General features: G+C 53.0%; 17 protein-coding genes and 1 tRNA gene. 2 read left to right on the top strand and 16 right to left on the bottom strand.

Annotation, left to right across the window (positions count from 1 at the left end):
• Window positions 1-117: 117 nt before the first annotated feature.
• The 8 genes from NYE24_RS31945 to NYE24_RS31910 form a co-directional block, all read right to left on the bottom strand.
• Window positions 118-750, bottom strand: coding sequence for a hypothetical protein (locus NYE24_RS31945; RefSeq protein ID WP_342477566.1), 633 nt, complete (start codon window positions 748-750; stop codon window positions 118-120).
• Window positions 747-1,976 (bottom strand): ABC transporter permease, encoded by a 1,230-nt coding sequence (locus tag NYE24_RS31940; protein ID WP_342477565.1) that lies wholly within the window; start codon window positions 1,974-1,976, stop codon window positions 747-749. Before NYE24_RS31940 ends, NYE24_RS31945 begins: the two co-directional genes overlap by 4 nt.
• The gene (locus NYE24_RS31935; protein WP_342477564.1) at window positions 1,973-2,848 is read right to left on the bottom strand and encodes an ABC transporter ATP-binding protein; all 876 of its coding nucleotides are present in this window, start codon (window positions 2,846-2,848) and stop codon (window positions 1,973-1,975) included. The genes NYE24_RS31940 and NYE24_RS31935 overlap by 4 nt, the downstream gene beginning before the upstream one ends.
• Before the next feature lie 31 nt (window positions 2,849-2,879).
• Window positions 2,880-3,173 (bottom strand): hypothetical protein, encoded by a 294-nt coding sequence (locus NYE24_RS31930; RefSeq protein ID WP_341186740.1) that lies wholly within the window; start codon window positions 3,171-3,173, stop codon window positions 2,880-2,882.
• Window positions 3,136-3,765: an RNA polymerase sigma factor gene (locus NYE24_RS31925; RefSeq protein WP_342477563.1), complete on the bottom strand. Its 630-nt coding sequence runs from the start codon at window positions 3,763-3,765 to the stop codon at window positions 3,136-3,138. Before NYE24_RS31925 ends, NYE24_RS31930 begins: the two co-directional genes overlap by 38 nt.
• Window positions 3,766-4,267: 502 nt before the next feature.
• A tRNA-Leu gene (locus NYE24_RS31920) sits at window positions 4,268-4,351 on the bottom strand.
• A gap of 327 nt (window positions 4,352-4,678) precedes the next feature.
• Complete coding sequence (locus tag NYE24_RS31915) at window positions 4,679-5,899, bottom strand: MFS transporter (RefSeq protein WP_076157743.1); 1,221 nt, start codon at window positions 5,897-5,899, stop codon at window positions 4,679-4,681.
• A 253-nt stretch (window positions 5,900-6,152) separates the two neighbouring features.
• Window positions 6,153-6,257: a YjcZ family sporulation protein gene (locus NYE24_RS31910; protein WP_218639650.1), complete on the bottom strand. Its 105-nt coding sequence runs from the start codon at window positions 6,255-6,257 to the stop codon at window positions 6,153-6,155.
• Window positions 6,258-6,477: 220 nt separating this feature from the next.
• Between NYE24_RS31910 and NYE24_RS31905 the strand changes: the two genes are divergently transcribed.
• Window positions 6,478-8,193, top strand: coding sequence for an ABC transporter ATP-binding protein (locus NYE24_RS31905; RefSeq protein ID WP_342477562.1), 1,716 nt, complete (start codon window positions 6,478-6,480; stop codon window positions 8,191-8,193).
• A 73-nt stretch (window positions 8,194-8,266) separates the two neighbouring features.
• On the opposite strand, the gene NYE24_RS31900 is transcribed toward NYE24_RS31905, so the two are convergent.
• The 4 genes from NYE24_RS31900 to NYE24_RS31885 form a co-directional block, all read right to left on the bottom strand.
• Window positions 8,267-8,668, bottom strand: coding sequence for a hypothetical protein (locus tag NYE24_RS31900; RefSeq protein WP_342477561.1), 402 nt, complete (start codon window positions 8,666-8,668; stop codon window positions 8,267-8,269).
• 1 nt (window position 8,669) lies between these two features.
• A complete protein-coding gene (catA, locus tag NYE24_RS31895) occupies window positions 8,670-9,329 on the bottom strand; it encodes a type A chloramphenicol O-acetyltransferase (protein ID WP_036702310.1) in 660 nt (219 codons plus the stop codon).
• 198 nt (window positions 9,330-9,527) lie between these two features.
• Window positions 9,528-10,979 carry a DEAD/DEAH box helicase gene (locus NYE24_RS31890; RefSeq protein WP_076157753.1) on the bottom strand — a complete coding sequence of 484 codons (1,452 nt, stop codon included), beginning with the start codon at window positions 10,977-10,979 and terminating at the stop codon, window positions 9,528-9,530.
• A 90-nt stretch (window positions 10,980-11,069) separates the two neighbouring features.
• A complete protein-coding gene (locus NYE24_RS31885; RefSeq protein ID WP_341024143.1) occupies window positions 11,070-11,723 on the bottom strand; it encodes an HD domain-containing protein in 654 nt (217 codons plus the stop codon).
• Between the two features lie 286 nt (window positions 11,724-12,009).
• Between NYE24_RS31885 and NYE24_RS31880 the strand changes: the two genes are divergently transcribed.
• Window positions 12,010-13,290: a histidine--tRNA ligase gene (locus NYE24_RS31880; protein ID WP_342477560.1), complete on the top strand. Its 1,281-nt coding sequence runs from the start codon at window positions 12,010-12,012 to the stop codon at window positions 13,288-13,290.
• On the opposite strand, the gene NYE24_RS31875 is transcribed toward NYE24_RS31880, so the two are convergent.
• From NYE24_RS31875 to NYE24_RS31860, 4 genes are all read right to left on the bottom strand, one after another.
• Window positions 13,269-14,258, bottom strand: a complete 990-nt coding sequence (locus NYE24_RS31875; protein WP_341024140.1) for a phosphotransferase — start codon at window positions 14,256-14,258, stop codon at window positions 13,269-13,271. The genes NYE24_RS31880 and NYE24_RS31875 overlap by 22 nt on opposite strands.
• Window positions 14,259-14,651: 393 nt before the next feature.
• Window positions 14,652-14,927: a CD3324 family protein gene (locus tag NYE24_RS31870; RefSeq protein ID WP_036702318.1), complete on the bottom strand. Its 276-nt coding sequence runs from the start codon at window positions 14,925-14,927 to the stop codon at window positions 14,652-14,654.
• A 360-nt stretch (window positions 14,928-15,287) separates the two neighbouring features.
• On the bottom strand, window positions 15,288-17,321 hold the full coding sequence (locus tag NYE24_RS31865; protein ID WP_342477559.1) for a methyl-accepting chemotaxis protein: 2,034 nt from the start codon (window positions 17,319-17,321) through the stop codon (window positions 15,288-15,290).
• Window positions 17,322-17,573: 252 nt separating this feature from the next.
• The gene (locus NYE24_RS31860; protein ID WP_342477558.1) at window positions 17,574-18,617 is read right to left on the bottom strand and encodes a bile acid:sodium symporter family protein; all 1,044 of its coding nucleotides are present in this window, start codon (window positions 18,615-18,617) and stop codon (window positions 17,574-17,576) included.
• Between the last annotated feature and the right edge of the window lie 8 nt (window positions 18,618-18,625).

Raw genomic sequence — 18,625 nt, 5'->3', positions numbered from 1 at the left:
ACGGTATCGTTTCAGCGAGAAATAGAAGGATACTTTATCGTGTGCAACATATAAAGTCTTATATTTTCAAAAAAACCGCCCTGGTCACTTGCATGACGTCAAGGCGGTGGTTATAGGTTAGTCCAGTCTCCTGCGCGGCAGCCAGAAGGCACAGAAGAGTACCAGTGTCAGCGATAGACCGGCAAGCAGCCACTTGCCGTTATCCCATGGTTCCTTAAGCAGGCCGAACAGGTAAAAGGGCCCGGTCAGTCTTCCCTTGGTGGTGAAATCCAGCAGATACCAGGAGAATCCGGCAATATATCCAGCCGAGAGATTACCGGCCAGAAGTGTGGCTGTCAGACCGGCTGACCCCATCACAATGGCGGTAATTGCCGTCCCTCCCACCATCGGCCATAGCTCGAAATCTGCGCCGCTTCCATGTACCCAGATGAACAAAGCAGCAACAGCAAGGAAGATATAGAGGGCGGTAAGCACCCAGCGGAACAGAAATAACGGAAGATGACGTACCCGCTTGGCATAAAGCACCTCCTGGATGCCGCCATCCTCCAACAGACCTAGATGCGGATAGACTATCAGTCCCAGCAGGCTGACGAGGAATTCTCCCAGTTTCGCAACCTGGAGCCTGTCCATTAATACAGGGTCTATGAATACCGGTACGGCTGCCAAAAGTACCGCTGACAGCAACCAGGAATAATGCACTGTCAGCTTGAGGTTGTAACGGGCGAGCGGAGCGATGATCTGCCTGCTCATCTCAGCGCCCCCGGTGCGGGCACCGCCGGAGTCCGCTTCGTCTTCTTCCTGCCAAGTGACTGGGCAGAATCCAGACGGCTGCGGTTTCGCTCCCAGAGCCAGGCTGCCCCGGCGGTCAGAAGAATTGCCAGCAGCAGGTAAAAGCTGCGGTTAAGGGCAATCTCATCTGCCCAGCCTCGGTACAGATTATAGTCATTCGGCGAATTGAAGCGGATGAACAGCCGATTCAGCCCATAGGAGCCCATAAGCGGCAGTACGGATACGAACCACCAGATGATCTGCAAGGCGATAGGCACAATGCCCCGGCGGAACAGCATGGAGCCGAACATCCCGAAGGCGACCGAGATCCACAAGGTGGGCAGCAGCCACCAGGCCGTATAGCTGAGAAAGATCCTAATGGCCTGCCCCGTCTGACCTGTAAGCCCAAGCGTATCCACCGTCTGCCAGCCCCCGATGACAGCCAGAATGAGGTAGACCACAGAGAGCATGATTCCTTGGGCGATAAACTTTGACCCGACATACACCCACGGAGAGACCCTGCGGCTGTAGATCAATTCATTCATCCGGCTGGAGCGGTCCCGCAGCAGCAGGAACGCGGACAGAAAAACCGGGAAGATCCCTGCCGGCAACGACAGATAGTCACTGAAATAGCGTGCGGCTCCAGGCAGCAGCTCCCCTGCGTCTACCTTGGCATGGTAGTCCGCAAGCTGTGCATCCTGTACCTTCATTGCTTCGTCTACAGACGTTATAGCATAGCTGTAACCACCCAGTCCTTGTTGGTACATGCTGTTTCCGCCCAATTTACTGTTCAATGCCTCAGCGATCTGGTAAGCCTCATCCATCGTATATTGGCCGGGGTCCTTCAGGATCTTATCCAGCTGTGAGATGGCAGCGGTCAAGGCCGCCTTCTCTCCGGCATCCAGCTCTACTTCCATCGGGAAGCCCAGCCTGAGCTTCTCACCGGCTCCCGCATTCAGATCCCGCTGCATATGAATTTTCATCTGTTCAGCCAAGCTGCGGGTATCCCCCGGAGTAGCCCAGCCGTAATAAGGCTGTTCCGCAGTCCCCATATTCTGCGGAGTATTTATTACAGGAGGACCGAGCTCTCCCCAGGTCTCCTCCGTAGCATAAGAAGTGAAATAGAAGAATACGCTGGCAATTACAAACAGATAGAATACCAGACTGCGCAGGGTCATGCGCATCTCCTTGCCAATCAATGCCATCATACGTAGGATTCCTCCCTGCGCATCAGGTGCAGGTATGCATCTTCGATGGACGGTGCAGTCTGCTGCGCCCCGGCAAAGGGCTGCTCCCCGGCCAGCACCCGGACCCGCATGCCTGCGCCCTCCGGCACGGCCGACAGTACCGGGAAGCGGTCGCGGTCCCGCTCCCACTGCGTCCGGTCCAACTCGGCGATCCAGACACGGCCGGCCGCAGCGGCGGTGAGATCGCCTATTCTGCCGTGATACCGCAGACTCCCCTTCTGCAGTACAGTCATTTGCTCGCAGGTGGACTCCACATCTTCAACGACATGCGTGGACAGGAGGACAATCCGCCCTTCCGCGAACCGTCCCAGCAGCCGCCGGAAGCGGATGCGCTCCTCGGGGTCCAGCCCCGCTGTCGGCTCATCGACAATCAGCAGCTTCGGCTCATGCACCATGGCCTGGGCCACGCCCAGCCGCCGCTTCATCCCGCCGGACAGCGCCTTGACCTTCGTCCGGCGCTGCTCCGTAAGGTTCACTTGCTCCAGCAGATCATCTATTCTCCGCTTCCGCCCGGAACGGCCGCCTATCCCGGACAGCAGCGCAAGATAATCCATAGCCTCATAGACGGTCATACCGGGATAGAAGGCGAACTCCTGCGGCAGATAACCGACCAGCTCGCGCACCCGGGCTTTATCCTGCAAGGGTACCCCGCCTATCTCTACCGTTCCTGAACTGGGCGTCAGCAGAGTGGCTAGCAGCCGCATCAGCGTAGTTTTGCCGGCCCCGTTCGGCCCCAGCAGGCCGTGAATACCCTCGCCTACCCGAAAGCTGATATCCTGCAGGGCTGCCTTGCTTCCATAAGTCTTGGTCAAATGATTAATGATTAGCTCCATTTCAGTTCTCTCCCTTTCCTGCAACTCCCGTTCAACTGTCGTTCTCCAGACTCCACAGCAATTCAAGCTTCTCGATCAGCAGACCTGCTGTAATCAGAAGGAGCGACAGCGCAACACAAAGCTCCCGATCCACCTTGCCGATCCAAATCATCAGGGCGAATACGGCTGTAACGATTGTGAAGCATGAGACTGTCAGAATCTTGCGTCTGGCCAGCACTCTGCGGTTATACAGCACTTTCTGCGCTTCACGCTTGTCGTATTCCAGCAGCCGGGCCTTGCGGTAGACCTCATCCAGAAATAACTGCTCCTGTTCCGTTGACTTCACAATCCCACTCCTCCTTCTCATAGATCTGCCTCAGCTTCTTGCGCGCCCGGTGCAGCAGTACCTTGAAGCTCATTTGATTCCGGCCCATCACTGCGGCCGCCTGTTCATAAGACATCTGTCCCACATCCACCAGATAGACCGCCTGCCCGTAATCGGGCTTCATCTGATGCAATCTCCTGCGCCATTCTACATCCTCTTCCCGGATGATGGCCAGCTGTTCAGGATTTCCCTCATCCGGGTTATGTACGCTGCTGCTCTCCGCCGTATACGGTAAGCTTTGCTGCCTTGCACGCTTACGGACCGAGTCTATGCTCTTGTTGCGGAGGATGGTAAACAGATAGGTTTTGAAGGATGCCCGGTAATCATATTTCTCCGGGTACACCAGCAGATAGGCGAAGCAGTCCTGCGCCAGATCCTCGGCGGTATGATAATCCCCGGTCAAGTGGTACGCAAACCGCACAGCCGGCTCCCGGTATTGCCGGACCAGCCATTCAAACGCGTCCCGGTTCCCTTCCGTGAACCTGATTAGCACCGCCTCTTCATCCAGCCGAGAAGCCGCCGCCTCATCCGCCGTCTCCTGGTCCACTGCCACAAGACCTTCTCCCCGGTCCCTTTCGCTCCCGTTCGTCTCACACGCCTCCTCTCCTGCCCAGCCGTCTACTGCTTATTCGTTCAAGTAAGGCAAAAGGTTACAGTTTGTCCGTGAAAAAATAAAATCACCCCAACGGGTGAATGATGCCGGTACCTCCTGCCACGTGTAGGCAGTACTTTACGCGCCTCCATCCACTCTGCTTTCTGGCGGCATATAGCATGAAACATGAGCAGCATGGAAATCCAAACATTTGGCCCAGGTGCCTGCTTGCGAGCATAATGTATGCTTTTTTCCGCATACATTCCGGCCACGTACCTGCATGTGAGCATTATGTATGCTGTTTTTGGCATACATTGGGTCCATATGCCTCTGTAGCACTCTTACGTTACACCTGTTTCGGCATTCCTTTGCATCGCTTCTGGGAAATAAGTCTCTTCCCCGTCAACTGGAGTAGAAACGCAAAAAATAGCCCTTCCGAAGAAGGGCTATTGAGTAATGCGGATGCGGTCAAGAGGACTCGAACCTCCACGATATTGCTATCACTGGCACCTGAAGCCAGCGCGTCTGCCAATTCCGCCATGACCGCATATTATGTAGTTCAGTGATTCAATCACCGTAATTAAGAATATACTCTCTTTTTTGGGGAATTGCAAGCTCTTTTTTGTCAAGAAATCTAACGGTCAACAAGTAGAAACGGCTTTGCCGTCCTTTTAAAGGACGGTACCGTTTCAGCGAGAAATAGAAGGATAATTTATCATGTGCAAAATATAAATTCTTATATTTCAAAAAAATGACCCTGCCAGCAGGCAGGGTCCAGAGTTCACCAGATATAATCACACATACAAGCTGAGGCACACTCAATATAACACCCGATTGTTAAAGCAGTATGTAATCTAATCATTGACTTCAACAATTAGATATATTTGTCGCGTCCGGCCCCCATACCGGCTGCGAATAGCAACACACTGGCTACAGCAAGCAGCGCAAGCGGTACATTCCAGCTCCCCGCAGCATCATGCAGCAGGCCGAACAGCGCAGGACCCATCGCGGCGAGCAGATAACCTGCCGATTGGGCCATGCCGGACAGCTCGCTGGCCTCCTGCGTAGTCCGGGTGCGCAGGCTGAAGAACATCATTGCCAGACCGAAGGCGAAGCCCCCGGCAATCCCAATGCAGATAGCCCATAACGCCATTAGTGCGGTACTGCCCAGCCAGACGCCAAGGATACCGGTGATAAACAGAACAGAAGTAATCACCACCGGCAGCCGCTGGTTCTTCATCCTTCCGGCCCAGAGCGGCACGAAGAATGTGAACGGCAGCTGGGCCAGCTGCATCAGCGAGAGGATCCAGCCGGCATGGCCGGCAGACATCCCCCGCTCTCCGAGGATCACTGAGAACCAGGCGATCAGCACATAATAGAGCAGGGATTGCAGTCCCATGAACAGCGTAACCTGCCAGGCGAGCGGAGAGCGCCAGACCCGTGCCGCTGATGAGGATACAGTGCCTGCCTGTCCCGTGCCCAGACTCTTCAGCTGCGGAATCCAGAAGATCGTAGCCAGTGCAGCAATCATGAACCAGAGCGCCAGCGTCCCTCTCCACCCCAGCCCCGCACGGGTGGCCAAGGGAACACTCAGCCCCGAGGCAGCCGCTGCACATATGTTCATAGACACGGTGTAGATTCCGGTCATCAGACCGATGCGGTGCGGGAATTTCCCCTTGATCAGTCCCGGCAGCAGCACATTACAGACGGCAATCGACAAACCGATCATGGCCGTACCTGCGAAGAAGGTTACCGTGCCGGAAGCCGAACGGACCAGAATTCCCATGGACAGTGTGAGCATGGCCAGCACCAGGATATTGGGCAGTCCCAGCTTGCGGGCTAGCCGCGGCGCGAAGGGTGACAGTAGAGCAAAAGCCAGTAAAGGCAAAGTCGTAATCGCCCCCGCTAGAGTATTAGACAACCCCAGGTCATCCCGGATCATCTCCAGCAGCGGTCCGACGGAAGTGAACGGGGCGCGCAGGGCAGCGGCCACACAGATGATTCCGGTGACGAGCATCCATCTGCTGCGGACATCCGCAGCAGATGAGGACAAGGCCGGGCTTGTCCTCTTGTTATTTTCACGGCCGAGCTTCATGTGGTACCTCCAGGTCGCAGCAAAACACCCGTCAAGCCCGGAGCTTGTCAGGGAATAGCCGCTATATGTATTACGCCCTTCATCCAAGGCGCATTATTTCATTATATCATATCGCTTGCCGGAGCAGTCTCCCGGGGCCAGAATATAACCCCACAAAGTGGGGATTTAGCTTCAAAGATAATTCAGGCACTTTGCGGGGGCCCGAATTCTTAAAAAAACCGCCGGTCAAGCGACCAGCGGCAGGTGAACAAAATTAGAGACAGAAGGATTTCGTGATGATTACGAGCAGGATGAACAGAACCAGGATTGCGCCAGTGGAAGTGAAAACTCCGCCGTATCCTCCAACATTTTCGCCCATGTTAACTCCTCCTTTATGCCTGGATACTGTTAAAATATGTATAAATTACGATCTTGGTTTGGGTTAAACGGCAATCAATTCCGCAGTATATTTCAATTTTTACGATTCTCACCGTTGACAAAACATGTAACCATCTTTAGTATCCTAAGCAGAAGGTTTAATTGAGAATCACTCTCAGTAACCAGATACATAACATATTATAGAAAAGAGTGAACAAGAGATGCTGCGTCGTTTTTTCTCCTATTACCGTCCCTACAAGAAGCTGTTTATCCTTGATTTCACCTGTGCGGTGGGTGCGGGTCTGCTGGAGCTTGCTTTTCCGGTGGCTGTCAATAAATTCATTGATGATCTGCTGCCGGGTCAGGATTGGCCCCTGATTCTGATTGCCTGCGTGGTTCTGCTCGGGATCTATGCACTTAACACAGCCATGAACTATGTGGTTACCTATTGGGGGCATATGCTGGGCATTAATATTGAAACCAATATGCGCAAAAAAATGTTCGATCATATCCAGAAGCTCAGCTTCCGGTTCTTCGACAATAACAAAACCGGTCATCTGCTTGGCAGAATTACCAATGACCTGAATGATATCGGGGAAGTTGCGCATCACGGGCCGGAGGATGTGTTCATTGCGGTCATGACGCTGGTCGGCGCATTTATACTGATGGCCGATATCAATCTCCAGCTGGCCGTAATTACGTTCATCATCGTGCCGATTATGGCCTGGGTCATTATCCACTTCGGGCGCAGCATGACTGAAACCTATCACCGTCTATTCGGCAATGTAGGGAACTTCAATGCCCGGATTGAAGACAATGTCGGCGGAATCCGCGTGGTCCAGTCTTTTGCCAATGAAGAATTCGAGAAAGAGCTGTTCGCTGTGGACAACCAGAAGTTCCGTGAGACCAAGCTAATGGCCTATAAGCTGATGGCCAAAAGCTCGTCGGTCAGCTATATGATGACCCGTCTGATCACCATTGTCGTGATGGTCTGCGGGGCGTGGTTCTTCATCAAAGGAGAGCTGGAAATCGGGGAATTTGTCGCTTTCATTCTTCTGTCTAATGTCTTCTTCCGGCCGATTGAGAAGATCAATGCGGTTATTGAGAGTTATCCGAAGGGGATTGCCGGATTCAAACGTTATCTTGAAGTCATCGACACTGAACCGGACATCGCTGACAAGCCGGATGCGGTAGAGGTGGATTCGCTTCGCGGGGATATCTCCTTCAGCCATGTCAGCTTCGGCTATGAAGCGAACCGGAAGGTACTGGAGGATATTAGCCTGGAGGTTAACGCCGGGGAGACCATCGCATTCGTTGGCCCTTCCGGTGCAGGTAAAACAACCATCTGCAGCCTGCTCCCCCGGTTCTACGATGTGACCGGCGGCGCAATCTCCATCGATGGGATCGACATCCGTGATATGAAGCTCAGCTCGCTGCGCAAGCAGATCGGAATCGTGCAGCAGGATGTGTTCCTCTTCTCCGGCACGATCCGAGAGAATATTGCCTACGGCCGGCTGGATGCGGGGCTGGAGGACATCTGGCAGGCGGCCCGCCAGGCTCACCTGGAAGAGCTGATTAACAGCCTCCCGAATGGGATGGAGACTGTAATCGGCGAACGCGGCGTGAAATTGTCCGGCGGACAGAAGCAGCGCCTGGCGATTGCCCGGATGTTCCTGAAGAATCCGCCGATTCTCATTCTGGATGAGGCTACCTCGGCGCTTGATACCGAGACTGAAGCGGCGATCCAGCAGTCGCTGGCCGATCTGTCTGTGGGCCGTACCACGCTGGTCATTGCCCACCGCCTGACGACGATCAAGAACGCTGACCGGATCGTTGTTGTAAGCGAGGACGGCATCTCCGAGGAAGGCCGCCACGAGGAGCTGGTGAATGCCGGAGGCACTTATAGCCGCTTGTATCAGGCGCAGTATAATGCGTAGACATTTCTATTGATACGGACTCAAATTAAAAACCTTCCGAAATGCGGCTTAAGCCGTATACCGGAAGGTTTCTTTATTTTGAATCAAAATGTGGTGCATAATTAATTTCCTCAAGGATCGCTGCACCAAGGGCTCTAATCTCTTGAATACTGCTGGTGTAAGAAAATTCATCGCCCGCAGTAAAAACGGTGATTAGAAACAACTGTTCATGATCGGATTGTTCTATCCATTTCCACTCAAAGGATTCGTCATAATGCGAAAAATAACCATTATATAAATCCATCGGGAAATTATTAAGCATCTCAACAAATTTATTTAATGTAAAATCCGTCCACCCTACTTCACTCACAACGATGCTTCTATTCTCTGTAATTGTAACGATAAACTTACAGCCCTGATCAGGTCTCTTATCACGATAGACAAATTCTATATTCAAAGATTTATCATTCTTATAATAGTCTTGTAATTTAGCCAAATTAACAACCTCCGTCAATCCATTCCTCAGCACGATCTGCCATGGCCTGGACCTCGTTCATGAACCATCCTGCATGATAGCCGTCACAGACTGCATGATGGACTTGCAACGACAGTGGCAGGTATATTGAATCGCCTGTGGTCGTGAATTTACCTGCGGTAATAATGGGCAGAAGGTAATTCCCGTTATTGCTGATATTCAGGTTAAATCCCGTAAAGGAAGTCCACGGAATCATAGATACAGAAAAGGTATGCTCAGGTATAGGTGTCTTAGGGAACAATCTCCCGGAATCCTTATAATTCTCCACATCAGAAACATAAGCAACATGGAACGCTTTGAAATCATTCGTGCCCGCCGTCCAAATCGCCGAAAAGGATTCTGAGACACTGTCGGCAATTGTATACAGCGGGTCTACCTTGTCCCAATACCCTAATTCCCCCGTACAATTGTATCCCATTCTGAACGCAATATTGGAGTTGACCACACGGGTCATTAAGAATAGAAGGGCAGGATACAGCTTATATTCTTGTTGTTTTATTATTCGGTATAAAACGCTAATCTCGATTTCTGCTGTCAGGCTAAAGGTCGTACCCTGGTTCAGATAATGATTAAAGATCTCTTGTCTCTTCCAGTTATCCCTATCAATCAGATTAAAAATCATTGGCTATGCCTCCTAAATGTTTGTGTAAACTGAATTTAGGAGGCTGACTTGTCTGCTTTCTTCATTAGAAGCCCATCCTTTAAAAAGAGTTCATATTATTGTATCATACATCACTATTTCAAAAAAACGCTGTCACCCCGGCCTTGTTACCCAGTGTGACAGCGTTCGATACCCGGCTGCAATAGCAGCAGCTCCGGCTTATTTCTTGGCAATATGACATTTCAGCAGCTTGCCCTTGACCGTGGTCTCCTTCATCGTCTGGAGTACAAGCGGTCCCTTACCGTTCAGAATATCGACGTAGGTCACATTATCCTGAATCGTGATGATCCCGATGTCCTCAGCCGTAATGCCCTCAAGCTTCGCAATGGTGCCGACAAAGTCCACCGCGCGGAGCTTCTTTTTCTTGCCGCCATTGAAATACAGCTTCATGATGTCCTGGTTCATGACCTCGGTTTTGCCCGCTTTGCGGACCTGCTGCTTGCCCAACTTCTGGTCGAAGGCCGGTTTGGCATAGGCCACGGCATCGTCTGAAGGAGCCTTCATGACGGGCAGGCTGAAGCCGATATAGCCTTCGATTTCTCTGACCCATTTGTGTTCGTTTGGAGTCACGAAGGTGATCGCTTTGCCGCTTTTGCCTGCGCGCGCGGTGCGGCCGGTGCGGTGGACGTAGCTCTCTTTTTCCAGCGGGATATCGTAGTTAAAGACATGGGTGATGTTCTCGATATCAATTCCTCTGGCTGCAACGTCGGTGGCGATCAGATAACGGAACTGGCCGCGCTTGAAGGCATTCATTACCTCGAACCGCTCGTCCTGCTCCATGCCGCCGTGGATCTTGTCCACCGGATATTCGAGGTCAGCCATCCCGCGGAAGAGGGCGTTCACCTGCTCCTGGGTCCGGCAAAAAATAATACAGCTATCCGGGTTCTCCACCGTCAGCAGATCGCTTAGCAACCCGAACTTGGCAGCTTGTACAACCTCAATCAGTGCATGCTCAATCGATGCTGTCGTAATTCCGCTGGCTTCAATCTCAATGTCCACCGGGTCCGTCATATACTTCCGGCACAGATTCTTGATCACATCCGGCAGTGTCGCCGAGAACAGCATCGTTACACGTTCCTTGGGCAACTGCTTAATAATCTTCTCGATCTGCTCGATGAAGCCCATGCTGAGCATTTCGTCCGCTTCGTCGATCACCAGATATTGAATGCGGCTCAGGTTCAGCGTACCGCGCTCAATATGATCGAATACACGGCCCGGCGTGCCTACAACGACATGTGTCTTCTGGGTCAGCTCCAGCTTCTGCGGGGCGAACGGCTGCTTGCCGAACAGCGCTACCGCCTTGATCCGCTTGAAGCGCCCGATGTTCGTAATATCTTCTCGTACCTGCTGGGCCAGCTCCCGGGTGGGGGTCAGCACCAGCGCCTGGGGTTTGTTCTCCGCCCAATCGGCCAGCTCGCAGAGCGGGATGGCGAATGCTGCGGTTTTGCCGCTGCCGGTCTGGGACTTGACGATCAAATCCTGCGCCTTCAGCGCCACCGGAATAACCTTCCGCTGCACCTCTGTAGGGTCCGTGTACTTCAGAACCTCCAGCGCACGGATAATCTCCTCATCCAGACCATAATCACTAAACTGTACTTGTACTTCACTCATATTATATTCTACCTCTTCTATGCCGATTGTTCCGGTTCAGGCGGGATCTCCCGCGTTCCATCCATCTTGCGCATACCTTCATTATAACAGCTACTCTGCCCCTTGATTCCATTCCTTATAGAATTGCTCCAAAAAACTAAGCATGAACTGATGCCGCTCCTCTGCAAGCTGCCTGCCGTAAGCGGTGTTCATCAGATCCTTCAGCTTCAGCAGCTTCTCATAAAAATGGTTGACCGCTGTCCCCTTGGAATAGTCCCGGTATTCCTTCTGCAGCGATTCGTCACGCGGAGGGAGCTGCGGATCATAGACCGGACGGCCCTTGGCTCCCGAAAAGACCATGGTCCGCGTAATGCCGATAGCCCCCAGCGCATCCAAACGGTCCGCATCCTGGACCACCTGCCCTTCCAGCGTTGACATGGGCTCGCCCCCGCCGCCGCTGAAGGACATCGTGGCAATAATCTCCATAATATGCTTACGAGCAGCTTCATCCGGCAGATGTCTGTCCAGCCAGTCACTCACCTTGAGCAGCCCCGCCTCCTTGGAAGGATTCAGCTTCTCGTCTGCTACATCATGCAGCAGGGCGGCTATCGAACAGATCACCACATTCGCCCCTTCCATTCCGGCAATCAGGGCTGCCGTATTCCGCACCCGATTGGTATGAAACCAGTCATGTCCAGTGGTGTCCCTTCCTAATTGTTCTTTGGCGAAATTCTCCGCTGCTGTGATCAGCTGTGTATCATTCATTAGGTTTGCTCCTTCGTGATAAATAATGCAGGTCTTGCGCCGCTGCTCCTGATCCGCTATAATGTGCTGTAATCCAGATGGAAAGGAATTGATTCACATGAACCGCTTGTCCATCATAACGAATCAACTTCATCATCACAAGCAGCGTTAGCACACCTGAATTGATTCAGGGCGGGCTAACGCATTTCGCGTTTGACCTCCCTGCGGCATAGATAAGCGCGCAGGACCATGAGGTCCGGCGCGTTTTTTATTTTCACCGAATTCATATTCAAGGGGGCTGCTTAGGATGCAAAATATTAAAGGAACTTATGATTACTTCGGCCGGGAACAAGCCATCCGCCAGAAGGTTCGGACTACGCTGCAGGAGCTGTTCGAGCTGTACGGCTTCGAGCCGATGGAGACGACCCTGCTGAATGAGCTGGAGCTGCTGACCTCCAAATACGCCGGAGGCGATGAGATTCTGCGCGAAATGTACCAGCTGGCCGATCAGGGCGGACGCAGGCTGGGGCTGCGGTACGATCTGACGATTCCTTTTGCCAAGGTGATTGCCTTAAACCCTGGAATTGAATTCCCCTACCGCCGGTATGAGATCGGTAAGGTGTTCCGGGATGGTCCGGTCAAAAAAGGCCGACTGCGCGAATTCCTGCAATGTGACGCCGATGTCGTCGGTATTGCCGGACCGCAGGCGGAAGTAGAGCTGATGCAGCTCGCCGCAGAGGTGTTCCGCAGACTGGAAATTCCAGTGATGCTGAAGTGGAACAACCGCCGCTTCCTCGGCGAGATTCTGGGTGCAGTCGGTGTTCCGCAGCAGGAGCAGCTCTCCGTGATGCTGACCCTCGACAAGCTGGCTAAGATCGGCAGCGGCGGGGTGCTGGTCGAGCTGACGGACAAGAATCTGACCGCTGAGACGATTACCTTGATCTCGGAGCTGCTGGAGCTGGAGAACCCGGGATTCGCAGAACTGGTAGAACGATATAAGCTGGAAGAGCAGCCGGGCACGCTCGAAGTGCTTGCCTTGCAGCAGCTGATTGATGCGGTTGGACTTGCGGATGTGTGCGTCTTCGATCCTTTTTTGTCACGCGGGCTGTCGTTCTACACAGGGACAGTCTACGAAATCTTCGATGCCACAGGCAGTTATACGTCCAGTCTGGGCGGTGGAGGCAGATATGATGCCATCATCGGCAAGTTGGTGGGGCGTGATGATATAGAATACCCTACCGTCGGCATCTCCTTCGGTATGGAGTCGATCATGGCCCTGCTGGGTGAGCGCCCGGCAGATATGGCAGACCGTTCCAGCGTGCTGATTGTTCCGATCGGAGGATATATGCCGCAGGCGCTGGCGGCAGCAGCTAGCCTGCGTTCCGCCGGTATCCGGACCACGGTGGACTCCGGCTCGCGCAGGCTCAAAAAAACGCTGGCCGCAGCTTCAGCCAAAGGCATCCGCTACGTGATCATGGTCGGAGAGAGCGAAGCCGCAGTGCAGAAGCTGCGGCTGAAGGATATGGAGCTGGGGAGCGAGGAACTGGTTACAGCGGCGGAGGCGGTTCAGTTGATTTCGATGGGCTGAATTCTATCGAACAGAAACCTGGAGTCCGCCAGATACTCTCTAAGATAGGCCAGTGCATACGTCTGCTCCTCCCTCAAGCTGGGGAGTTCGTCTGGATTAGAGATGTGGTGGCTGTAGTTCCCGATCATGATCATAATGAAGAAGCATTCCAGCTTCCGTTCGTAATCCGGCTCCAGCGCACGGACGCTGCTATAGCCCCCGATCAGGCTCCTGCGCTGCTCCGGGGACAGCTCCAGCAGAGCAGCTGCCAGATCATAGAGGTAGAAGCCGTAGCCGCAGCGGCCGAAATCGATGGTACGCGGCTTGCCTGCAGCGAACACCACATTCCCGCCGTGCAGATCACCGTGAATCAGACCATAGTTACCGGGGTCCGGCGCCATAGCATTGAGTTCACCCGGGATCTTCACGGCAGCCGCCTGATAAAGCTTCCACCAAGCTTCCGGGACCATAAGTTCATGGTGCTTCTCCAGCTTGTCCCACTCCTTACGAAAGCTGTCTGCTCCCCATACCGGACGGGTGAACTCTCCAGAGGGAACAAACTGTTTGCCCGCTTCATGTATCCCGGCCAGCATAACGCCTACAGCGTAGAGCTGCTCATCCAGCAGATTGCCCTCTGAATGCTCCCCTTCGACCCAGCGCATGAGGGTAACATAGTTTAGTGGCTGTGCTTCACTGCCAGCTTCACTTCTAGTCTCCAGAATATAACTGCCGCTTGAATCGGGCAGCCCTTCAGGAACAATCAGGTCTGCTGTCTGACTGAGATGTCTGAGCCATTCCAGCTCCGACAGAATCTCCTCCCGGCTGCACCGTCCGCCATGAATCCGCAGCAGCAGCTTCTGCTTGTTTTCCGTCTCTATCTTGAACGTGATACTATCGGATTCCTTTATATATTCAATTTTTGTCCAAACTAATTCGTATGCCTTGAGCGCCCGGAATACTATATTTCTTGTTGCTGTTTCTATTGTCATCTGCCTGTCTCCTCCTATGAATGTCTACATTCATTATAGGGTCGGCGGAGGCGGCGGACATAGATAATAGACAGGTATAACCTGACTTTTGCACAAAAAGAAAAGGCTGCTCCAAGAGTCATGACACGACTTCTTGGGACAGCCTTCTTTGTTAAGTGTGGATCAGCTTGAGTGCCAGGCGTGGGCGCTTGTCTATGAACGCTGCGATTGTATTTCATACACTAGATTTCTGCATTTATGCTCCAAAATTCCGCCTGTGCAAAATTCTACTGTACAGAGTGCAGCAGATGCTATTTTTCGAGGGGTTTTAGAGGAATCTAGTGTACATAATGCAATCGAAGCCAGCTCTCGGGGTGAACATCATAGGCCTTAAGGTTGCGCGCCCTAAGACCTCTATCCTCTCTGCTTGCTTCCATACACAATCTTCTTGATGCTGTCGCCCGACAGGCAGAATTGCTCCGCCAGCTCGGTTACGCTTAGTCCGCTGGCATAATGCTCACGAATGGACTGGTTCCGGGCGCTTAAGTAGGATCTGCCGCCTGAATTCTCCCCCCACCGCTTGCGCTGTCCCTGGGGCTTAGGGATATAGAGCATCCCGCCCTGCATATATTTTTGAACCTCCTGCAGCAGCTGCTGCGGTAATACCAGGTCTGCATTTACATATTTCATATAGCTCCGCTCCTCTTAAGTTATTCAACTTATCAAGGCAGCAAAGTCTATAGCACAGAACCTTATCCGGCCAAACGTTGCAGCGGAGAATAGCTATCCGCTCTACACAATAACCGCTGTCTGTTGATCCATAGACTTTGCGTAGAGCTGAGCATTAATCTTGTCATGATGCGTCCTCCTTCCAGTATCTAACATAGCTTATATTGACTATAGCATACCAGTCTCCGGTCTTTCAAAAAAAAGGGACCCCGCCAGCGTCCGGCGGGGCCAAAAGTTATATTAAAGGGGGGTATGTGAGTACTATACCCCCTCAAGCTTAAAAACAGATGAAGCCCAGATAAAGATCTGCTGAAACGAATTTTAGATTTTGAATTTCTCAACCAGCTGCTGCATTTCCTTCGCGCTCTGCGTATTCTCGTCGGCCATTGTGGCTTCATGGAAGGTCTTCTCCACAATATCTGCCGTCTTCTCGGCGATATCCTGCACCCCGATGGCTCCCTCGTTCACGGTAGCCGCCACCTCATTGACAGCGATGGCGATGCTGGAGACGGTCTCGTTCAGGTGATCGGCCGCCGCCTCGAACTGGTTCATCAGCCCGTTAATCGTGGAAGCATCATCATTGTACTGCTGGCTGACCTCGGTCAGGCGCTCATAATCGCCCAGCACATTGCGGTCGATGAAGCTCAGCACGGCCTCGGAATGCCGGGTCATCTGCTCCACGGAGGCATACACATTCCGCACAACCTCTTGAATGCCTGAGGCCGTCTCGGAGGACTTCTCTGCCAGCTTGCGGATCTCCCCGGCCACCACGGCGAAGCCCCGGCCCGCCTCGCCTGCCCGCGCGGCTTCAATCGCTGCATTCAGGGCCAGAAGGTTGGTCTGGCTTGTAATAGAGAGAATCGTATCGGCCAATACGTTGATCTCGTGGATCGCTTCTGACTGCTCAATGGCCTGCTGCATCTCACTGCGGACAGAGCTGTAGATCTGTTTCGCGTTCTCTGTGGACGTCACTGCATCATGCTGAAGCTCCAGGGCCCGCTGCGTAATTTGGCCCGATACCCCGGAGCCTTCTTTTACCTTAGCGCTGATCACTCTGACATTACTCAGGGTCTCGTGAATGGCCGCCGTCATCTCCTCGGTAGAAGCCGCCGTCTCCTCCATCCCTGCGGACAGCTCTTCTGCCGTGGCTGAATTATCATGCGCATTCTCTCTGACCTCGTTCGACAGCTTCTCCAGCGTCTCGGCATTATCCAGCACCTTGGAGGAGATTGCAATCAGACTGCCCGCCATCTCACGCAGCGCCGCACGGGTACGGAACATAGCCTTGGCGATAGTTCCTGTCTCGTCTTTATTTTTAGTCAAATATTCATATTGATTATCATACTTGAGATCCAGCTCTGCCGTGCGGTTCACCAGCTCCGTGAGCTTGATGATCGGTGAGGAGATCCGGGTAGCCACTGTAGTCCCAATCAGCAGGGTGAGCAGCAGGCTTCCCAGACCGAGCAGCATAATGAAGTTCGTCATCTCGTTCACCGGCTGCAGCACCTCGTCCACATCTCCGCTCAGCACCAAGGTCCATTTCGTCTCCGGGAGCACGGTGTAGGCCGCTTTTTTCTTGGCCCCATTGAAGGTATATTCCACAATGCCATCCGCAACGCTCTCCCCCGCCTTCACCCGCTCGACCACGGCTTTGATCGACTCGTTCTCCACCAGTGAACCTATCTTCTTCTCGTTGGGGTGATACAGCGTATTCCCCGTTTCATCCACCAAGTAAGCATAAGAGGAAGGCGCACCCGCCACCTTGGCATCTGCCAGATAAGTCACCAGACTGTCCGCCCTGACTGCCGAAGCGACGAATCCGACCATCTTCTCCCCACTCATCACCGGATGGACAAAAGCCAGAATAAAAGCCCCTGTTGACTTAGACTTCAGCGTCTCGCTGATTACAGGCATCCCGGTCTTCAAGACATTCTTCGTATAATTTCTATCGCTGAAGTTGGCGCCGACCAGCTTGGTATCGCTGTCCGCTACCGCCGTTCCCTTCAGATCAACCACAAACATATGCTCCAGGTTGCCTGCATCCTTCACAAGACCCTGAAGCTTCACATTCACTTGACTCTGCAGGGGATTCCCGCCGCTCAAGCCGTTATTACCAGCCTGGGTCAGAAGCTGCACAATCTCGCTGTCCCCGGCAACCAGCTGCATACTCCGCTTCTCTTTATCAATCATGGCGGCAATGGTCTGCGCTTTGTTGGTGTTAGCCTGTTCCATGGAAGATTCGGTCAGATTCATGATGGTGCCCGTGGATTTAGTGTACGTAAAGATCCCCATTAGTGCTGTAGAAATAAGTGTAACGACAATCATCATAACCGATAGCTTCATACGAATCTTCATGATTTCTACTTCCTTCCACCCTTTTCTTATCCTCTAGCTTCTAATCAGCCAAATAGCTTACTTTATTACAATTATTATCGGATTTCCCTCGAAAATAATGAATATTCCTTGTATTATTTTCAGAAATATTATCACTTTTTGTCGAATGACAGCATGAAAATTACATTTCATTCCAAACACTACAAAACCCGCCCTCCGGTACCGCCGCAGACTACGGCATAAACAGGAAAAGCGGGTTCATATACACACATTCTATTTAGTAAGAGATCTGCGAATGTCGGATGAAGCTGGAGCGACGAGCCCGTCAGCCAGCAGATCAGCCTGCTGCCGCCGTCTCACCCTGCTGCGGATGAACATGCCGGTACAGGCAGCCAGAATCTGCTGGAACAGCATACCGGAGATCACAGGCAGCGCCACGGCAGGCGGGAAGTAGCTAACAGCCAATACTGCGCCTGCACTGAGATTACGCATGCCGGAGTTGAACTGCACGGCCACGGAGCTCTCATGGTCATAATGGAGGCGGCGCGAGACGAATGCTCCAATAACATAGCCGAGCGCAACCGTAACGAAGGTAACCGCGATAATTAGAACGAGCTTGCCGTCCGGATGCTTCAGGTACCGGGCAATGCTGGCACCGTTGATTGACACCACCGTGAACAAGCCCACCTTGACGAACGGGGCCAGCGGTGGCCCGCAGGCAGCACTGATCTTGCCTTTGCTGAATTGATTCAGCAGCATTCCCGCTACGGAGGGGAGCACCACCATCCAGAGCAGGCCCCGCATCATCTCACCGGCGTCCATCTGTACGCTTGCCCCCATCAGGACATATAAGGTAGCCGGTACAATCAATGGCGATAACAGCGTATCAATCAGGATCAGAGCCAGCGTAAGCGCAATATTCCCGCCATGCATGGATACCCAGACTACACTGACCACCCCGGTTGGAATCGCGAACAGCAGCACATACCCTGTAACCGTATAAGGATCGCCCGGGAAGAACAGCATCGCGGCCAGCCAGCCGATCAGCGGCATTACAACGTGCAGGATAACCAGCAGAATAATCAGCTTCTGCGGCTTGACCAGCACGGCTAGCAGATCCCGGAAATTCGATTTCAAACTGCCGATCAGCGTCATACCGGCGAAGATCCAAGGCACCAGCCACGTTAAAGGAAGCAGGGACACCTCATTAAGCACGCCAACTACGATGGCTGCGGGTGTTAGCAGCGGCATGATCCGCTCCAGCACACGGTTGGATGATATTAATCCGCGTCTTACTGCACCAAGCATGGTTCTCATCCCTCCAT

Source organism: Paenibacillus sp. FSL H7-0350 (genome assembly GCF_038593195.1).
Lineage (GTDB): Bacteria > Bacillota > Bacilli > Paenibacillales > Paenibacillaceae > Paenibacillus_AQ.
The sequence above is the reverse complement of the archived record's forward strand: the minus strand, read 5'-3'. Positions and strand labels throughout refer to the sequence as shown.

Excerpts from the sequence above, each read along its gene's own strand:
- NYE24_RS31945 (WP_342477566.1), bottom strand. The coding sequence starts at position 750 with ATGAGCAGGCAGATCATCGCTCCGCTCGCCCGTTACAACCTCAAGCTG.
- NYE24_RS31940 (WP_342477565.1), bottom strand. The coding sequence starts at position 1,976 with ATGATGGCATTGATTGGCAAGGAGATGCGCATGACCCTGCGCAGTCTG.
- NYE24_RS31935 (WP_342477564.1), bottom strand. The coding sequence starts at position 2,848 with ATGGAGCTAATCATTAATCATTTGACCAAGACTTATGGAAGCAAGGCA.
- NYE24_RS31915 (WP_076157743.1), bottom strand. The coding sequence starts at position 5,899 with ATGAAGCTCGGCCGTGAAAATAACAAGAGGACAAGCCCGGCCTTGTCC.
- NYE24_RS31910 (WP_218639650.1), bottom strand. The coding sequence starts at position 6,257 with ATGGGCGAAAATGTTGGAGGATACGGCGGAGTTTTCACTTCCACTGGC.
- NYE24_RS31905 (WP_342477562.1), top strand. The coding sequence starts at position 6,478 with ATGCTGCGTCGTTTTTTCTCCTATTACCGTCCCTACAAGAAGCTGTTT.
- catA (WP_036702310.1), bottom strand. The coding sequence starts at position 9,329 with ATGATTTTTAATCTGATTGATAGGGATAACTGGAAGAGACAAGAGATC.
- NYE24_RS31890 (WP_076157753.1), bottom strand. The coding sequence starts at position 10,979 with ATGAGTGAAGTACAAGTACAGTTTAGTGATTATGGTCTGGATGAGGAG.
- NYE24_RS31885 (WP_341024143.1), bottom strand. The coding sequence starts at position 11,723 with ATGAATGATACACAGCTGATCACAGCAGCGGAGAATTTCGCCAAAGAA.
- NYE24_RS31880 (WP_342477560.1), top strand. The coding sequence starts at position 12,010 with ATGCAAAATATTAAAGGAACTTATGATTACTTCGGCCGGGAACAAGCC.
- NYE24_RS31875 (WP_341024140.1), bottom strand. The coding sequence starts at position 14,258 with ATGACAATAGAAACAGCAACAAGAAATATAGTATTCCGGGCGCTCAAG.
- NYE24_RS31870 (WP_036702318.1), bottom strand. The coding sequence starts at position 14,927 with ATGAAATATGTAAATGCAGACCTGGTATTACCGCAGCAGCTGCTGCAG.
- NYE24_RS31865 (WP_342477559.1), bottom strand. The coding sequence starts at position 17,321 with ATGAAGATTCGTATGAAGCTATCGGTTATGATGATTGTCGTTACACTT.
- NYE24_RS31860 (WP_342477558.1), bottom strand. The coding sequence starts at position 18,617 with ATGAGAACCATGCTTGGTGCAGTAAGACGCGGATTAATATCATCCAAC.